Origin of the sequence: Intrasporangium sp., from assembly GCF_035688975.1 — a bacterium.
In the GTDB taxonomy this organism is placed as follows: Bacteria; Actinomycetota; Actinomycetes; order Actinomycetales; family Dermatophilaceae; genus CALMNV01.
In genome coordinates, this window is the sequence record NZ_DASSMH010000042.1 from 1 (window position 1) to 16153 (window position 16153).

At 72.1% G+C, this 16153-nt stretch carries 16 protein-coding genes and 1 riboswitch; of the genes, 13 read left to right on the forward strand and 3 right to left on the reverse strand.

The genetic code is table 11. The features are described 5' to 3' along the window. Both VFJ94_RS04105 and VFJ94_RS04110 read right to left on the reverse strand, forming a co-directional pair. Nucleotides 1-851: aldo/keto reductase (locus VFJ94_RS04105; RefSeq protein WP_325002919.1), on the reverse strand; the 851-nt coding region annotated here is incomplete at its 3' end. A gap of 333 nt (nucleotides 852-1184) precedes the next feature. Beyond that, the gene (locus VFJ94_RS04110; RefSeq protein ID WP_325002920.1) at nucleotides 1185-2462 is read right to left on the reverse strand and encodes a SpoIIE family protein phosphatase; all 1278 of its coding nucleotides are present in this window, start codon (nucleotides 2460-2462) and stop codon (nucleotides 1185-1187) included. Between the two features lie 539 nt (nucleotides 2463-3001). Here VFJ94_RS04110 and VFJ94_RS04115 point away from each other — a divergent pair. From VFJ94_RS04115 to VFJ94_RS04175, 13 genes are all read left to right on the forward strand, one after another. Beyond that, nucleotides 3002-4351, forward strand: a complete 1350-nt coding sequence (locus tag VFJ94_RS04115) for an ammonium transporter (RefSeq protein WP_325002921.1) — start codon at nucleotides 3002-3004, stop codon at nucleotides 4349-4351. Next, entirely contained in the window at nucleotides 4348-4686 is a 339-nt protein-coding gene (locus VFJ94_RS04120; RefSeq protein ID WP_325002922.1) for a P-II family nitrogen regulator, read from the forward strand. The genes VFJ94_RS04115 and VFJ94_RS04120 overlap by 4 nt, the downstream gene beginning before the upstream one ends. 103 nt (nucleotides 4687-4789) lie before the next feature. After that, entirely contained in the window at nucleotides 4790-5392 is a 603-nt protein-coding gene (locus tag VFJ94_RS04125; RefSeq protein ID WP_325002923.1) for a CDP-alcohol phosphatidyltransferase family protein, read from the forward strand. Beyond that, entirely contained in the window at nucleotides 5389-6294 is a 906-nt protein-coding gene (locus tag VFJ94_RS04130) for a DUF881 domain-containing protein (RefSeq protein ID WP_325002924.1), read from the forward strand. The genes VFJ94_RS04125 and VFJ94_RS04130 overlap by 4 nt, the downstream gene beginning before the upstream one ends. A gap of 22 nt (nucleotides 6295-6316) precedes the next feature. Continuing rightward, nucleotides 6317-6649, forward strand: coding sequence for a small basic family protein (locus VFJ94_RS04135; RefSeq protein WP_325002925.1), 333 nt, complete (start codon nucleotides 6317-6319; stop codon nucleotides 6647-6649). Beyond that, nucleotides 6646-7389, forward strand: a complete 744-nt coding sequence (locus VFJ94_RS04140; protein ID WP_325002926.1) for a DUF881 domain-containing protein — start codon at nucleotides 6646-6648, stop codon at nucleotides 7387-7389. The genes VFJ94_RS04135 and VFJ94_RS04140 overlap by 4 nt, the downstream gene beginning before the upstream one ends. A 145-nt stretch (nucleotides 7390-7534) precedes the next feature. After that, the gene (gcvH, locus tag VFJ94_RS04145) at nucleotides 7535-7924 is read left to right on the forward strand and encodes a glycine cleavage system protein GcvH (protein WP_325002927.1); all 390 of its coding nucleotides are present in this window, start codon (nucleotides 7535-7537) and stop codon (nucleotides 7922-7924) included. A 94-nt stretch (nucleotides 7925-8018) separates the two neighbouring features. Beyond that, complete coding sequence (locus VFJ94_RS04150; protein WP_325002928.1) at nucleotides 8019-8468, forward strand: FHA domain-containing protein; 450 nt, start codon at nucleotides 8019-8021, stop codon at nucleotides 8466-8468. A 9-nt stretch (nucleotides 8469-8477) separates the two neighbouring features. Further along, complete coding sequence (locus VFJ94_RS04155; protein WP_325002929.1) at nucleotides 8478-9203, forward strand: MerR family transcriptional regulator; 726 nt, start codon at nucleotides 8478-8480, stop codon at nucleotides 9201-9203. Between the two features lie 76 nt (nucleotides 9204-9279). Continuing rightward, nucleotides 9280-9861: a bifunctional nuclease family protein gene (locus tag VFJ94_RS04160; RefSeq protein WP_325002930.1), complete on the forward strand. Its 582-nt coding sequence runs from the start codon at nucleotides 9280-9282 to the stop codon at nucleotides 9859-9861. A 211-nt stretch (nucleotides 9862-10072) separates the two neighbouring features. After that, nucleotides 10073-10654 carry a MerR family transcriptional regulator gene (locus tag VFJ94_RS04165; RefSeq protein WP_325002931.1) on the forward strand — a complete coding sequence of 194 codons (582 nt, stop codon included), beginning with the start codon at nucleotides 10073-10075 and terminating at the stop codon, nucleotides 10652-10654. 60 nt (nucleotides 10655-10714) lie between these two features. Next, nucleotides 10715-10815: riboswitch (glycine riboswitch) on the forward strand. A gap of 72 nt (nucleotides 10816-10887) precedes the next feature. Next, on the forward strand, nucleotides 10888-13818 hold the full coding sequence (gcvP, locus tag VFJ94_RS04170; RefSeq protein WP_325002932.1) for an aminomethyl-transferring glycine dehydrogenase: 2931 nt from the start codon (nucleotides 10888-10890) through the stop codon (nucleotides 13816-13818). 36 nt (nucleotides 13819-13854) lie between these two features. Further along, the gene (locus tag VFJ94_RS04175; protein WP_325002933.1) at nucleotides 13855-15360 is read left to right on the forward strand and encodes a glutamate-cysteine ligase family protein; all 1506 of its coding nucleotides are present in this window, start codon (nucleotides 13855-13857) and stop codon (nucleotides 15358-15360) included. A gap of 103 nt (nucleotides 15361-15463) precedes the next feature. On the opposite strand, the gene VFJ94_RS04180 is transcribed toward VFJ94_RS04175, so the two are convergent. Then, complete coding sequence (locus tag VFJ94_RS04180; RefSeq protein ID WP_325002934.1) at nucleotides 15464-16090, reverse strand: histidine phosphatase family protein; 627 nt, start codon at nucleotides 16088-16090, stop codon at nucleotides 15464-15466. Nucleotides 16091-16153: the final 63 nt, after the last annotated feature.

Genomic DNA, 16153 nt, shown 5'->3' on the forward strand with positions numbered 1-16153 from the left:
TCGTCGGGAATGAGCACGGACTCGGATGCCGCGTTGCTGGTCACCTGCTCGGGGGTGACGGCGCCTGAGAGGACGCGGGAGGCCCAGGATTGGTGAAGTGCGGCGGCGAGGGCGAGCTGGTCGAGGGGGACGCCGAGCTGGGATGCGACCCGGCTTGCTGCACCCACGGCCGGGTGCGTGTCGCGGGTGCCGGGGGCGAGCCGGCCGTTGGCCAGGGCCTCCTTGATCACGACGGTGAGTCCGGCGTCTGCCGCGTCACCGAGGGCGGGACCTGCGGAGGTCTCGAGGAGGTTCCACGTCGACTGCACGAGCGTGAACAGTGGCTGGCCGTCCACGCTGAGGTCGAGGGCGCGGCGGATCGCCTCGCCCTGGCGGGGCCCTGAGGTGGAGAACCCGACGCGCATGTTGTCCTCACGCAGGCCGGCCAACCGGCGGTGCAGCGTGGCATCCGTCAGCGCGGGGCTCTCGGGGGTCAGCGAGTGGATCTGGTAGGCGTCGAGCCGATTGCCGAGCTCGGCCCGGGTCTCGGCGAGCTGGGCGGTGAAGGCCTCCACCGTGTGGTCCTTGACCTCGTGCACGTCTGCGTCGGCGCGCCAGTCGCCGACGTAGCGGTACCCCCACTTCGAGGCGATCGTGACGTCGGTGACCCTGGGCCGCGACTGCAGCCAGGCAGCCAGGAACCGCTCGGACAGCCCGTACGAGCGGGCGCAGTCGAGGTAGCGCACGCCGGCCTCGTAGGCCGCGTCGAGCACGAGCGCGGTGCGCGCCCGCAGGTCCTCGACCGAGCGGTCCGGTCCGAGGTCCCGGCCCCGGCCGGCCGTGATGTACGCCGGCCGGCCGAGCGCGGCCAACCCCAGTCCGACCCGGCTGGGGCCAGGCTTCCGTAGTGGGGCGGGTGTCGCCCCCGGTGAGGTGGCGTGCGCCGGAGCGGCACCGGTGTTCGCGGTCGGGCAGCTCATGGCACAGACTGCGGGGCCGAGTGGTCATGAGCCGGTGACGCCATCCTCGTCGGGTAGGGCCCCACGCGCCGCACCTCCAAACCCCTCACCGTGCCGATCGCGGTTCGCCGGTAATCCTGCCACCCTGGTCGCGGACGTGTCCGCTTGGGTAGACGCAGGTGCGTACCCGAGGCCAGCTCGTGCGTCGTCGCCCGCCTGCCCCGGCAAGGCGACGGAAGTGCGTGTCTACGGTCGCAGCAGCACCATGGCCACGTCGTCCCGCAGACCGGAGCCGGGGGCCAGTTCCTCCAGCAGCCGGTCGGCCAGGTCCTCGACGCCCAGGTGCCGGTGCCTCGCCAGAGCCCGCTTGAGTCTGTCGATGCCGACGTCAAGGGCCTCGTCGCGCCGCTCGACCAACCCGTCGGTGTAGAGCAGCAGCGTGTTGCCGGGGGTGATGTTGACCGTGCTCAGCGGCCTGCGGGTCACCTGCTCCGTGACCGCCAGCGGTGGTCCGAGGGCGTCGTTGAGCTCGTCGACCCTGCCATCAGCATGGGCGAGGAGCGGCGGCAGGTGCCCGGCGCTGCTGTAGGCGGCGAATCCCAGCTCCGGGTCCAGGACCAGCTTCACGGCGGTCGAGGCGGTCGCGTTGGGGTTGTGCCGGGCGATCTGGTCCAGGGCAGCCAGAGCCTGCGGGGGACCGACATCAGCGACGGTGAGGGCCGCCAGCGCGCTGCGCAGCTGACCCATCACGGACGCGGCGACCAAACCATGGCCAACGACGTCCCCGACGGCCACTGCCACCCGTCCGTCGCCGATGTCGGTCACGTCGTACCAGTCACCGCCGACGGTCACCGCCGTCGAGGCCGGCCGGTACCGGACCGCAACGGCGACGCGGTTGCGCACCGTGTCGGGGACGCCCGTGGGCAGCATCGCCGACTGCACCGCGACCCCGAGGCGGCGCTCGGCCTCCACCTCCTCGTCGAACAGGTGCGCCTGCTCCATCAGTGCCATGGCGGCGCGCATCGCCTCACCCGTCGACATGACCGCGGCCTCACGCTCCCCGCCCCCGGACCCGGCAAGCCGTGACGCGAGCGCTGTCACCTCGAAGACGTGCCACAGCACGAACCGGGCGTCGCCGCCGGCACCCAGGAGCGGGACCGCCGTTCCCGCCCAGTACCTCCCCGCAGGAACTCCACCGGCAGCTCCGGCGGGCCGGGAGATGTCGTAGCGCTGCATCCCGAGCACCGTCGGGCGCTTCGTCGACAGCGCGGTCTGCAGCACGTCCCGCACACTGCTCGCGGCACCGAAGTCCACCGGGCTGATGTCCGGGAACACCTGGAAGAGCCCCCGGCCGATCATCTCGGCCTTGGTGTGGCCTACCACGTGCACATAGGCCTCGTTGCAGTCCCGGATGACGAGGTCCGGGTCGAGGACGACGCACGCGCTCGGCACGATGTCGAACAGGGCCCGGAAGTCGATCGTCGCGGCGCCCGACCCGTCGGACGTCTCTGGCGGGACGGCCACCTGCACCTCCGTCGCAACCGCTCCCATGAGTCCCCTGGGAGCTGGGGTTCGGCCGCTTCTTGAACGAGGACGCCCACATCGTATGTCAAGCCGAAGCAGTGCCCACAGAATGACGGCGCTCGCCCGTGCCGCGGTCACGGTCACGGTCACGGTCTCGATTCGGGGAAGTGGGCTCCACGCGCACCCGGGACACGGACGCTTCGGCGCGACCCGGGGCGGGTATTGGGGGCCAGGCACCCAGACCGCTTGAGGAGAAGACCGTGAGCACCGACGACTTCCGCCCGCTCGCCCTCGTCACCGGCGCGTCGTGCGGCATCGGCTACGAGCTCGCCGAACGGCAGGGCGCACACCGCCTGTATGCCGCCGTCACCGCACTTGGGCGGCCGCTTGCCGCGACGACTCTCAGCTGTTCACCTCGTCGGCGTCGCCGACAAGGACGACCCGGCCCAAGTCGCGCGGCAGGGCTTCGAGGGGCTCAAGAAGGGGGAGGCGAGCGTGCTCGGCGGCTCGGGCTCCCACGCGCGGGCTCGGGCCGGTAGATGACCGTCCTCACCGCCGCCCAGCCGGCGCTCGACTCGGGCGACACCGCCTGGCTGCTCGTGGCCACGGCGCTCGTGCTCCTCATGGCACCCGGACTCGCGCTCTTCTACGGCGGCATGGTCCGCTCCAAGAGCGTGCTCAACATGATGATGATGACGTTCGGCGCGCTCGCGGTCGTCGTCGTCCTGTGGACGGTCGTGGGCTACTCGCTCGCCTTCGGCGACGACCTCGGTGGGGGCCTGATCGGCGACCCCCTGCAGCACCTGGGCCTCGCCGACCTCCTCGGCGGGGCGAGCAACGGCTCGGGCACCGTGCCGATGGTGCTGTATGCCGTGTTCCAGGGGCTCTTCTGCGTCATCACCGGCGCGCTCGTGTCCGGCGCCATCGCCGACCGGGCCCGGTTCGGGGCCTGGATCGCCTTCGTGTCGGTGTGGACCCTGCTCGTCTACGCGCCGGTGGCGCACTGGGTCTTCGCCACGGGCACCCCGGCCAATCCGGGAGGCGGCTGGCTCGTCAGCCGCACCGGTCTGATCGACTTCGCCGGGGGCACCGCGGTCGAGATCTGCTCGGGCGCGTCGGCGCTCGCCCTCGCCCTCGTGCTCGGCCGCCGGGTCGGGTTCGGCAGCGAACCGCTGCGGCCGCACAACCTCACCCTCGTCATGCTGGGCGCGGGACTGCTGTGGTTCGGCTGGTTCGGCTTCAACGCCGGCTCCGCCCTGGCCGCCAACCAGACCGCCGCGGAGGTCTTCACGACGACGCTCGTCGCCGGCGCGGCGGGGACCCTCGGCTGGCTGGTGCTCGAGCGCTTCCGCGACGGCCATGCCACCTCGCTCGGGGCCGCGTCGGGCATGGTCGCCGGCCTCGTCGCCATCACGCCGTCCTGCGCCTCCGTGTCTCCGCTCGGTGCCGTCGTCATCGGTGCGGGCGGCGCAGTCGTGTGCGCCTACGCCATCGGCCTCAAGCACCGCCTCGGCTACGACGACTCCCTCGACGTCGTCGGCGTCCACATGGTCGGCGGGATCGTCGGGACCCTGGGCATCGGCCTGCTCGCCACGGCGAGCGCTCCCACGCACGTCGACGGTCTGTTGCTCGGGGGCGGCGCCGGCCAGCTGGGCAAGCAGCTCGTCGGCGTCGTCGCCGTGATGGCCTACGCCTTCATCGTCTCGGGAGTCCTCGGTCTCGCGGTCGACCGGCTCATGGGCTTCCGCGTCGACCGGGACGACGAGGTGGCAGGCATCGACCTCGCCGTCCACGCGGAGACGGCATACGACCTGCACACGCTCACCACCGGCCGCTCCCTCGGCCACGGGCTGCTGCGCCCACTGACCCGACCTGGAGAGGACCGATGAAGCTCGTCACTGCCGTCATCAAGCCCCACATGTTCCAAGAGGTCCGGGACGCGCTCGAGGCGCTCGGGGTCACCGGCATGACGGTGACCGAGGCGAGCGGGCACGGCCGCCAGCGCGGGCACACCGAGGTCTACCGAGGGGCGGAGTACGAGGTGGACCTCGTCCCCAAGCTGCGCCTCGAGCTGCTCACCGACGACCACGACGCCGCCGACGTCGTGCGCACCATCGCCAGCGCCGCGCAGACCGGCCGGATCGGCGACGGCAAGGTGTGGGTGGTGCCAGTCGACTCCATCGTGCGGGTCCGGACTGGCGAGCGGGACGAGGCCGCGATCTGAGCCAGCCCCTGAACACGGCTGCACCGAGCTTGGCACCGAGCTTGGCACCGAGCTGGGCACCGAGCGCGCTGGAGGCGTCGGAGGGGCCGGTTAGGCTCTGATCGTGGGAGCCGACCGGATCAGCCAGGCGCCAGCCGTGTCCCGGCGGGCCCTCACGCTGCCCAACGTGCTCTCGGTGATCCGGCTCGCCGGGGTGCCCCTCTTCCTCTGGGCGATCGTCCGTGCGCACGACGGCCTCGCCGTCCTCGTCCTCGTGCTCTCGGGCATGACGGACTACGCGGACGGCAAGATCGCGCGGACCTTCGCCATGGAGTCGCGGCTCGGGCAGTTCCTCGACCCGATCGCCGACCGGCTCTACATCCTGACCACCCTCGTCGGCCTGGCCTGGCGGGACATGATCCCGCTCTGGCTCGTGCTCGTGCTCCTCACTCGCGAGCTCGTGATGACGGTGATGCTGCTCTACCTGCGCAGCCGGGGCCAGGTCGGCCTCCCCGTCCACTTCGTCGGCAAGGCCGCCACCTTCAACCTGCTCTACGCCTTCCCGCTGCTGCTCCTCGCGCACCGGACCGACTGGGTCGGCAGCCTCGCGCGACCCATCGGGTGGGGGTTCGCCTGGTGGGGCATCGTGCTCTACTGGTTCGCGGCGGTGCTGTATGCCGTCCAGGCGCACTTCGTGCTGTCCCGGCGGCGCGTGGCCACGCCATGAGCACGCCGCCCCGCCGCCCGGACGCGTCGATGACGCTGCTCACGTCGATGCTCGAGCGGCCGCTCGACCCCGGCTACCAGCAGGCGGCCGACCGTCGACGCGCCGCGGGCCTTCCCGCGGCCACGTCGACCCGCACGGCCATCGTCCTCGTCATGGTGCTGCTGACCGGTTTCCTCTTCGCCGTCAGCGCGCGGTCGCTTCGGCCGAAGCCGACCGCCGCCGCTGCGGTCAAGGCGCAGCTCGTCCAGCGCATCGAGGCGCTCCAGGCGCAGAGCAGCGCCTCCGAGGCCCGCCTCGCCGCTCTCGGCACGCAGGTGCAGGCGCTCGAGGCACTCGCGCTGCGGCAGTCTTCCGGGAGCGGCCTCGCCAGCCAGGCGCGGGCCCTCGCGGTCCAGGCCGGGGCCGTCGCGCTGACCGGCCCAGGCCTGACCCTCACCATCGACGACGCCCCAGGGTCCGCGACCGGAGCGGACGCCGGCGCCCGGCCCGACGGCGGGTTCTCCTCCGGCCGGGTCACGTCGGCCGACCTGCAGATCGTCGTCAACGGGCTGTGGGCGGCCGGGGCGGAGGCCATCTCGGTCAACGGGCACCGGCTCACCTCCACCGCGGCGATCCGCTTCGCCGGCCAGGCGATCATCGTCGACTTCCGGCCGCTGGCCCGCCCCTACGTCGTCACCGTGCTCGGTGACGCGGACCGAGTCCGGCGCGTCTTCGAGCCGGCGTTCGCCGGCGTCTACCTCTCGCAGCTGGCCCAGGAGTACAAGATCCGCGTGGCCTGGGCGTCGGCCCCGTCCCTCACCGTGCCGGGGGACGCGTCGCTGCGCCTGTCGGTCGCCGAGCCGATCCACGGCGACGTAGGCTCTGCGCCGAACCCGTCCCCGACCGGATCGAGCACGCCATGACCTGCGGACCAAGGAGCGGACGGTGATCCCAGCCCTCGGCCTTCTCGTCGGCCTCGTGCTCGGGCTGCTGCTCAACCCCTCGGTGCCGCTGTGGCTGCAGCCCTACCTGCCCATCGCCGTCATCGCGGCGCTCGACGCGGTCTTCGGGGGAGTGCGGGCCGTCCTCGACGGCATCTTCAACGACAAGGTCTTCGTCGTCTCGTTCCTGTCCAACGTCGTCGTGGCGGCCTTCATCGTCTTCCTCGGCGACCAGCTCGGCGTGGGTTCCCAGCTGTCGACCGGCGTCGTCGTCGTGCTCGGGGTCCGCATCTTCTCCAACGTCGCCTCGATCCGGCGCCACCTCTTCAAGGCATGAGCAGCACCCCGGCCACCCCCAGCCCAGGAGGGAGTCCCTGGCGGCGACTGCGACGGATCGGGGGGCCCCGCGCCACGAAGGCCAACGTCCTCGTCGCCGCGCTCGCCGTGCTCCTCGGCGTCGGGATCGCCACCCAGGTCCAGCTCACGCAGGAGCGAGGCCTGCGCGAGCTGAGCCAGACCGACCTCGTGCGGGTTCTCGACGACATCTCGCTGCGCTCGTCCCGGCTCGACGCGCAGCTGCGGGAGCTGGAGGCCACGCGCGACCGGCTCAAGAGCGGCACCGGCAGCACGGCCGAGGCGCTCGCCCAGTCCCAGAAGCGGGTGGACACCCTGGGGATCCTCGCGGGCACCGTCGCCGCAAGGGGTCCGGGCATCACCATGACCATCTCGGACCCGAAGAGCCAGGTCACCGGCCCGCTCCTGCTCGACCTCATCCAGGAGCTGCGCGATGCCGGGGCTGAGTCGATCGACGTCGGGAGCGTCCGGGTGGTCGCCTCCTCGTACGTCGGGGACTCGGGCGGGCGCCTTTCCATCGACGGCACGCCGCTGCAGCGGCCCCTGACCGTCAAGGCCATCGGGGACTCGGACACGCTGGCGTCGGCCATGACGATCCCAGGAGGCATCGTCGAGACGATCCGGCAGAAGGGTGCGAGCGCCACGGTGACGCCGGTCACCACGGTCGAGATCACCTCGCTGCACCAGCCGCTCACCCTGACCCACGCCACGCCGGTCGAGTAGCGGCAGCAGACCCCCGCTTCGGCCGGTATGGCTGCGTGCACCGGCCGGTCCATGCCATTCTTCCCCAGTGGCCGCGTGCCCTTCCCCTTCTCGCGGCGGCCTACACCCGTTCCGTCCAGAAACCGGACCCGTCGACAGGAGCCCCATGAGCGGCCTCGAGTACCCCGCAGACCTTCGCTACACCGCAGACCACGAGTGGGTCCGCTCCAGTGAGGGCGGCAGCGTCCGGATCGGCATCACGGCCTTCGCGCAGGATGCCCTCGGCGACGTCGTCTTCGTGTCGCTGCCGACGGTGGGGGACGCGGTGACCGGGGGAGAGGCGTGCGGCGAGGTGGAGTCGACCAAGTCGGTGAGCGACGTGTTCGCCCCGTTCGACGGCGAGGTGACGGCAGTCAACGAGGCACTCGACGGGGCGCCCGAGCTGATCAACTCCGACCCGTATGGCGAAGGCTGGATGTTCGAGCTCAAGCCGGCCGACCCGACGGTCGTCGACTCCCTCATGGACGCCGACGCCTACACGTCCAGCCTGTCCTGACCGGCCGCCTGCGCCCCCCGCAGGCAGGACCGACCGGCCAACTATCGTGGAGCGCGCAAGCAGCGACGCCCACCCGAGCACCAAGGAGGACCGCATGGCGAGCGAGCAGGATGGGCCCCGCCGCCGGTTCAGCGAGGAGCCGCACACGATGCGGTTCCACGGCGTGCCCGCACACGAGGACCACGTCGAGGCGCCCGACACCCGCCGCCTCTCGGCCGAGGACCAGGCGACCATCGAGGCGCTGCGCCCCGGCACGGCGCTGCTCGTCGTCCTGCGTGGACCCAACTCGGGGGCGCGCTTCCTCCTCGACGACGCCGAGGTGACCGCCGGACGCCACCCGGACTCCGACATCTTCCTCGACGACGTGACGGTCTCGCGCAAGCACGCGCTGTTCGTGCGCTCCGAGGCCGGGTATGCCGTGCGCGACGCCAAGTCGCTCAACGGCACCTACGTCAACCGCGAGCGGATCGACGAGGCGCCGCTGCACACCGGCGACGAGGTGCAGATCGGCAAGTTCCGGCTCGTGTACTACTACTCCGCCTGACCGGACCCGATGACGCCCGCGCCGCCCGGGGGGACGACCCCGGGGCACCGGTCCGCCGGTGCCCGTCTGACCATCGGCAAGGTGCTCGACAGGCTGCGGGGCGACTTCCCCGACATCTCGCCGTCGAAGGTCCGCTTCCTCGAGGCGGAAGGGCTCGTGACGCCGGAGCGGACGCCAGCGGGCTACCGCACCTACTCCGAGTCCGACGTCGAGCGCCTGCGCTACATCCTCGTGGCCCAGCGCGAGCGCTACTGGCCACTCAAGGTGATCCGTGACGCGCTCGACGCGCTCGACCGGGGACTCGACGACCCCGGCACCGGCGCGGGCCTGCCCCGCCCGCCCGCGCCGCTCACGGATCCGGAGGTCCCGGGACCGGAGCGGCTGCGGCCCGGCGCGCGGGTGTGGCTCACCCGCGAGGAGGTCCGCCGGGCCACCGGGCTCGACGAGCCGGTCTTCACGGCGCTGGAGACCTTCGGCCTGCTCCAGCCGTCGGACAGCGGCCACTTCGACGAGTCGGCGCTCGCGGTGGCCGCGGCCGCGCGGACGCTGGGAGAGCACGGCTTGGAGCCCCGGCACCTGCGCCCCTTCCGGACCGCCGCCGACCGCGAGATCGGCCTCGTCGAGCAGGTCCTCGCGACCCGCCGGGGTGGCGGCCGGGAGGAGCGGGCGGCGCAGATCCTGTCCGCCTGCATCGCCCTGCACGTCGCGCTGGTGCGCTCGGGCCTGTCTCGTTGACGTCGGGTCGGGACACGGCTCCGGCACGCGCCTGCCACCGGGACCGGTTGCCCGGCGGCGGGGGTACGGTGGAGGAGTGAGAGAGCTCGACGTGCTCGGCGTTCGCGTTGAGATGCCGACCAACCAGCCGATCGTCCTGCTTCGCGAGAAGGAGGGCGGCCGCTACCTGCCCATCTGGATCGGCGCGGCCGAGGCGGCTGCCATCACCTACGCCCAGCAGGGCGTGGTGCCGCCGCGGCCGTTAACCCACGATCTGCTCCGGGACGTCATCGCGGGCCTGGGACACGAGCTCACCGAGGTGCGGATCGTCGCCCTGCGCGACTCCGTGTTCCACGCCGCCCTCATCATCGACGGCACGACGGAGATCGGGTCTCGCGCCTCCGACGCCATCGCACTCGCGGTCCGCACCGGCGCGAAGGTGCTCGTCGACCCCGGTGTGCTGGACGAGGCAGCGATCGTCGTCTCCTCCGACGAGGACGACGAGGTCGAGCGGTTCAAGGAGTTCCTGGACCAGGTCTCGGCGGAGGACTTCGAGGCCGTCGAGGAGCCCCCGGGCGAGGGCCCCGAGGGAACCTCGGGGGTGGGCGAGGGAGGCGACGGAGGCGACGAGGGTGGTGGCCCCACGGAACCCAGGGGTGGGCCCCCCCGCCCGGCGTGAGCCCGGCCCCACGCCGGTAGCAATCATCACGTTCAACGAGAAGGTTAAGGTTGGCGACACCGCGGCGACACGCCGGCACGTACCCTGCAGCGGTGATTGACGGTGCGGCCCGCTCGGGCCTACCGTCGGTGCAAACGACGCGGCTGTAGTTACCCCACCGGTACTCCGCAGGTACTCCGCAGGTACTCGGACATGGACTAGGAGGACGGCGATGGTCGCCATCGAGGATTCTCGATCCGAGACACAGCGGATGCCGGTCGCAGCCCAGGGCCTGCTGTTCACCGACGACCTGCCCGACCTCGACGAGGACACGGGATACCGCGGGCCCACCGCGTGCCGGGCTGCCGGGATCACCTACCGCCAGCTTGACTACTGGGCCCGCACGGGGCTGGTGGAGCCGTCCGTGCGCGGCGCCGGCGGCTCGGGCACCCAGCGGCTCTACGGCTTCCGGGACATCCTCGTGCTCAAGGTGGTCAAGCGGCTGCTCACCACGGGCGTCTCCCTCCAGCAGATCCGGGTCGCCATCGAGCACCTGCGCGAGCGGGGGGTCGAGGACCTGGCCCAGATCACCTTGATGAGCGACGGCGCCTCGGTCTACGAGTGCACCTCGGCGGACGAGGTCATCGACCTCGTCCAGGGCGGTCAGGGGGTCTTCGGCATCGCCGTCGGTCGGGTGTGGCGTGAGGTCGAAGGTGAGCTCGCCCACCTCCCGAGCGAGCGGGCCGAGGAGACCCCTGCCGCGCACCCGGGCGACGAGCTCACAGCCAGGCGCACCGCTCGCCGCCTGGCCTGAGCCGGTCGACGCCCGGGAGCCTGGGCAGCCCCCGGCGGCTGGTAGATTGGCGGGCGTCGACGACCCCGCGTGGGAGAGACCTCGAGGTGGGAGACCACCTGCGGGGCGCCGAAGGGGCAACATCCCCGGAACCTCTCAGGCGCCAGGACCACGCGGGCGAGGCAACTCTGGAGCGCGCTGTGCGAGCGACAGACGGGGAGCGTGAGTCCGCCGCTCAACCGTCAGGAGCCGATGTGTCCACCACCCAGATCTCCGCCCAGGCCGTGACGCAGCCCGACTTCGTCGGCCGTCACGTGGGCCCGCAGCCCGACGACGTGCCGGCCATGCTCGAAGTCGTCGGCCAGCCGAGCGTCGAGGCGCTCTGCGACCGCGCCATCCCAGGGGTCATCCGTTCCGAGGCCCCGCTGCGGCTCGAGGCGGCGGCCAGCGAGAGCGCCGTGACGCAGGAGCTGCGCGCGCTCGCCGGGCGCAACCGGGTCCTGACCTCGCTCATCGGGCTCGGCTACTACGGCACCGTCACGCCGCCGGTCGTGCGCCGCAACGTCCTCGAGAACCCTGCGTGGTACACCGCGTACACGCCCTACCAGCCGGAGATCTCCCAAGGTCGGCTGGAGGCGCTGCTCAACTTCCAGACGGTCCTCACCGATCTCACCGGGCTCGACATCGCGGGGGCCTCGCTCCTCGACGAGGCGACGGCAGCGGCCGAGGCGATGTCGCTGATGCGCCGGATGACGAAGGTCTCCACGGACGGGGTCGTGCTCCTCGACGCGGAGGTCTTCCCCCAGACCATCGCCGTGATGCGCACGCGGGCAGAGGCGATCGGCCTGCCGCTCGTCGTTGCGGACCTGTCCACCGTGGCGACGCGCGACGAGCTGTCTGCGGTGGCGGGCGGCAGGCCCGTCGTCGGCGTCGTCGTGCAGTACCCGGCCGCGTCGGGCCGCCTCCACGACTGGAGCTCGCTCGCCGCCGTCGCGCACGACGCGGGCGCGCTCGTGACGGCGTGCGCGGACCTGCTCGCCCTCATCCTGCTGCGCCCGCCGGGGGAGTGGGGCGCCGACGTCGCCGTCGGCAGCGCCCAGCGCTTCGGCGTCCCCATGGCCTTCGGTGGACCGCACGCCGGTTACCTGGCCGTGCGCACGGGTCTGGAGCGCTCGATGCCCGGCCGCCTCGTCGGGGTCTCGGTCGACGCGGAGGGCCATCCGGCATACCGGCTCGCCCTGCAGACGCGCGAGCAGCACATCCGCCGCGAGAAGGCGACCTCCAACATCTGCACCGCCCAGGTGCTGCTCGCGGTGATGGCGAGCATGTATGCCGTCTGGCACGGCCCGCAGGGCCTCACCGACATCGCCCGCAGAGTGCACCAGCACACCGGCCGGCTCCGCGCCGGCCTCGTCGGTGCCGGCGTCGACGTGCCGGCGGAGACCTTCTTCGACACGATCACCGTGCGCCTGCCCGGCCGCGCGGAGGAGACCGTGCGCCGCTTCGCCGACCTCGGCCTCAACCTGCGCCTCGTGGACCGCGACCACGTCGGCGTCAGCCTCGACGAGACGACCTCAACTGCCACCGTCGACGCCGTCCTCGCCGGCTTCGGTGTCGAGCCGGCGGGGACCGGCCCCGACGAGGGTCCCCACGACGGCCCCCACGACGCGGCCGACCGGGTCGGCGGCATACCGGCGGCCCTGGCTCGCACGTCCGACTTCCTCACCCACCCGGCCTTCACGACGCACCACTCCGAGACCGCCATGCTGCGCTACCTGCGGCGCCTCTCCGACCGGGACTTCGCCCTCGACCGCGGGATGATCCCGCTCGGCTCGTGCACGATGAAGCTCAACGCCACGACCGAGATGGAGCCGATCTCGTGGCCGGAGTTCGCCGACCTCCACCCGTTCGCCCCCGCGGACCAGACCGAGGGCATCCGCGCGCTCATCGGCCAGCTCGCCGACTGGCTCTGTGAGATCACCGGCTACGACGCCGTCTCCCTGCAGCCCAACGCCGGTGCCCAGGGCGAGCTCGCCGGGCTGCTCGCGATCCACGCCTACCACCAGGCGCGTGGAGAGGGGCACCGCCGGATCTGCCTCATCCCGGCCAGCGCGCACGGCACCAACGCCGCCTCGGCGGTCATGGCCGGGCTGCAGGTCGTCGTCGTCAAGACCGCGCCCGGCGGCACCGTGGACCTCGACGACCTGCGGCGCAAGGTCGAGGAGCACCGCCACGACCTCGCGGCGATCATGGTGACCTACCCCTCGACGCACGGGGTCTACGAGGACACCATCACCGAGCTCTGTGCGCTGGTCCACGACGCCGGGGGGCAGGTCTACGTCGACGGTGCCAACCTCAACGCCCTCGTCGGTCTTGCGCAGCCGGGCAAGTTCGGGGCCGACGTGTCGCACCTCAACCTGCACAAGACCTTCTGCATCCCGCATGGCGGCGGGGGACCGGGGGTCGGGCCGGTCGCGGTGCGGGCGCACCTCGCCCCGCACCTGCCCAACCACCCGCTCGCGCCGGAGGCCGGCCCCGCCACCGGCGTCGGGCCGGTGTCCGCGGCGCCCTACGGCTCCGCCGGCATCCTGCCGATCTCGTGGGCCTACATCCGCCTCATGGGCGGCGCCGGGCTCACCCACGCCACCGAGATGGCGGTCCTGTCCGCCAACTACGTGGCGGCCCGGCTACGGCCGCACTACCCGGTCCTCTACGCCGGCGAGCACGGGCTCGTGGCCCACGAGTGCATCCTCGACCTGCGGCCCCTCACAGCGGCCACCGGCGTGACGGTCGACGACGTCGCCAAGCGGCTCGTCGACTACGGCTTCCATGCCCCGACGATGTCCTTCCCCGTCGCGGGCACGCTCATGGTCGAGCCCACCGAGTCGGAGTCCCGCGCGGAGCTCGACCGCTTCTGTGACGCCATGATCGCCATCCGGGGCGAGATCGAGCAGGTCGCCGCCGGCGAGGTGGCCGTGGCGGAGAGCATGCTGCGCCAGGCGCCGCACACCGCGCACGGCCTGGCGCGGGAGTGGAGGCACCCCTACGACCGGGCGAGCGCCGCCTTCCCCGTGGGGGTCCACGCGCCGGACAAGTACTGGCCTCCGGTGAGCCGGATCGACGGCGCCTACGGCGACCGGAACCTCGTCTGCTCGTGCCCGCCGCCGGAGGCGTTCGAGTACTGACGCCCTGCCGGCGAAGGGCTCGCACCGCACCCTCGGATGTGGTTGTCTCGCCTCGTGGGCGCGGACGTCGAGCAGGCGAGGTACACCCCGGAGCAGCGGCAGACCTATCGGGAGAAGGTCCGTCGTGACCTCGACGTGTTCGAGCGGATGCTCGGGCACAGCCAGTTCGAGTTCGACCGGCCGATGACCGGCATCGAGATCGAGCTCAACCTCGTCTCCGAGGACCTCGGGCCGCGGCTCGACAACAAGTCCGTGCTCGCCCAGATCGCCGACCCGGACTACCAGACCGAGCTCGCCCGCTACAACATCGAGCTCAACGTCCGGCCCCGCCCGCTGCCCGGTGACGCCGCCATCGAGCTCGAGGCGGACCTGCGCGCCTCGCTCAACCACGCCTCGGAGCGGGCCGCCGAGCTCGGCATCGGCATCGTCGCCATCGGCATCCTGCCGACGGTCATGCCCGAGCACTTCGAGGGTGACTGGATCAGCGAGAACATCCGCTACGAGGCGCTCAACAACGCCGTCCTCGAGGCCCGCGGGGAGCATGTGTGGCTCGAGATCCAGGGCCCGACCGGTGAGCGGATCGCGCGGTATGCCGACTCGCTCGCGCCCGAGTCGGCGTGCACGTCGATCCAGCTGCACCTGCAGGTCCAGCCGGAGCACTTCGCCGACCACTGGAACGCGGCGCAGGCCCTCGCCGGCCCCCAGCTCGCCCTCGGGGCGAACTCGCCCTTCTTCCTGGGGCAACGGCTCTGGGCCGAGACCCGCATCCCGCTCTTCACCCAGGCCACCGACACCCGGCCCATCGAGCTGAAGAACCAGGGCGTCCGGCCGCGGGTGTGGTTCGGGGAGCGGTGGATCACCTCGATCTTCGACCTCTTCGAGGAGAACGTGCGCTACTTCCCGGCGCTGCTCCCGGTCGTCACGGAGGAGGAGCCGGAGGAGGTCTTCGAGGCGGGCCGGGTGCCGGAGCTGCGCGAGCTGCGGCTGCACAACGGCACCATCTACCGGTGGAACCGCCCCATCTACGACATCGTCGCCGGCCGCCCGCACCTGCGGGTCGAGAACCGGGTGCTGCCCGCCGGGCCGACCATGGCGGACGTGCTTGCCAACGCGGCCTTCTACTACGGGACGCTGCGGGTGCTCGCGCACGACGACCGGCCGGTGTGGACGAAGATGAGCTTCTCCGCCGCCGAGGAGAACTTCGAGCAGGGAGCTCGGTTCGGGATCGAGTCGAACACCTACTGGCCCAACTTCGGTGAGGTGCCGACCACCGAGCTGGTCCTGCGCCGGCTCCTGCCGATGGCAAACGAGGGGCTGCAGCGCTGGGGCGTGTCCCAGGCCGTGCGGGACCGCTACCTGACGATCATCGAGCGGCGCTGCGTGCTGGGTGTCAACGGCGCCTCCTGGCAGACCGACTGCGTTGCGGCCTTCGAGGCGAGGGGCCTGCCGCGCCACGAGGCGCTGCGGGAGATGCTGCGGCTCTACATCGGCGGCATGCACAGCAACGAGCCGGTGCACACGTGGGAGCTGCCGCGCAGCTGAGCCCGGCGGGGGTGTACGAAAGTGGCCACTCGAGCGGGTGGGGGCGTACGAAAGTGGCCACTCGACGCGCGGGGGTGGCGGGCCTTGGTGGGGCGGCATACGGTCAGGCGGGCAGCGCGTTCCCGGGGGTGAGGTTCCACGCGCCGATGCACCGGGTCGCGCGGTGGTGGGTCAGGGCGCTGATAGAGCCCGCGTCGAGGACGAGCTGCGCGCCGAAGGCCGGGTCCACGCCGAGGTACACGGCGGCGAGGATGCGCAGCGCGTGGCCGTGGCCGAAGACCGCCACGTCACCACGCGCGAGCTCCGGCACCACGTCGTCGAGGACCGACTGGGCCCGCTGCGCCACCTCGGACAGCGACTCGCCCGGGGTCTCGCCGGGCTCGATGGGGTCGTTGAAGACCTCCCAGGCGTGACCGAGACGCTCGCGGATCTCCGGAGTCGTCAGGCCCTCGTAGGCACCGTAGTCCCACTCGACCAGGCGCGGGTCGATCTCGACGTCCGAGAGCCCGGCCAGCTGCGCGGTCCGGCGCGCCCGCTGGAGGGGAGAGACCAGGACCCGCACGAACGAGTACTCGGCGAGGGCGGCGGCGAGCCGCGTCGCGGCGCGCTCACCGTCCGGCAGCAGCGGCAGGTCCGTCACGCCGGTGTGCTGCCCGCTGCGCGACCACTCCGTCTCACCGTGCCGGACGAGGACCAGGCTGCCGGGCACGATGCCGTCGGGAGTGTGCATGACGACCAATGTACTGACGTGGCGGACCGGCCGCCTGAGAGGATGCAAGCGGTCAGCACAGGG

Coding starts and splice junctions, on each gene's coding strand:
- VFJ94_RS04115 (WP_325002921.1), top strand. CDS start 3,002: ATGACCGTCCTCACCGCCGCCCAGCCGGCGCTCGACTCGGGCGACACC.
- VFJ94_RS04120 (WP_325002922.1), top strand. CDS start 4,348: ATGAAGCTCGTCACTGCCGTCATCAAGCCCCACATGTTCCAAGAGGTC.
- VFJ94_RS04130 (WP_325002924.1), top strand. CDS start 5,389: ATGAGCACGCCGCCCCGCCGCCCGGACGCGTCGATGACGCTGCTCACG.
- VFJ94_RS04140 (WP_325002926.1), top strand. CDS start 6,646: ATGAGCAGCACCCCGGCCACCCCCAGCCCAGGAGGGAGTCCCTGGCGG.
- gcvH (WP_325002927.1), top strand. CDS start 7,535: ATGAGCGGCCTCGAGTACCCCGCAGACCTTCGCTACACCGCAGACCAC.
- VFJ94_RS04150 (WP_325002928.1), top strand. CDS start 8,019: ATGGCGAGCGAGCAGGATGGGCCCCGCCGCCGGTTCAGCGAGGAGCCG.
- VFJ94_RS04155 (WP_325002929.1), top strand. CDS start 8,478: ATGACGCCCGCGCCGCCCGGGGGGACGACCCCGGGGCACCGGTCCGCC.
- VFJ94_RS04165 (WP_325002931.1), top strand. CDS start 10,073: ATGGTCGCCATCGAGGATTCTCGATCCGAGACACAGCGGATGCCGGTC.
- VFJ94_RS04175 (WP_325002933.1), top strand. CDS start 13,855: ATGTGGTTGTCTCGCCTCGTGGGCGCGGACGTCGAGCAGGCGAGGTAC.
- VFJ94_RS04180 (WP_325002934.1), bottom strand. CDS start 16,090: ATGCACACTCCCGACGGCATCGTGCCCGGCAGCCTGGTCCTCGTCCGG.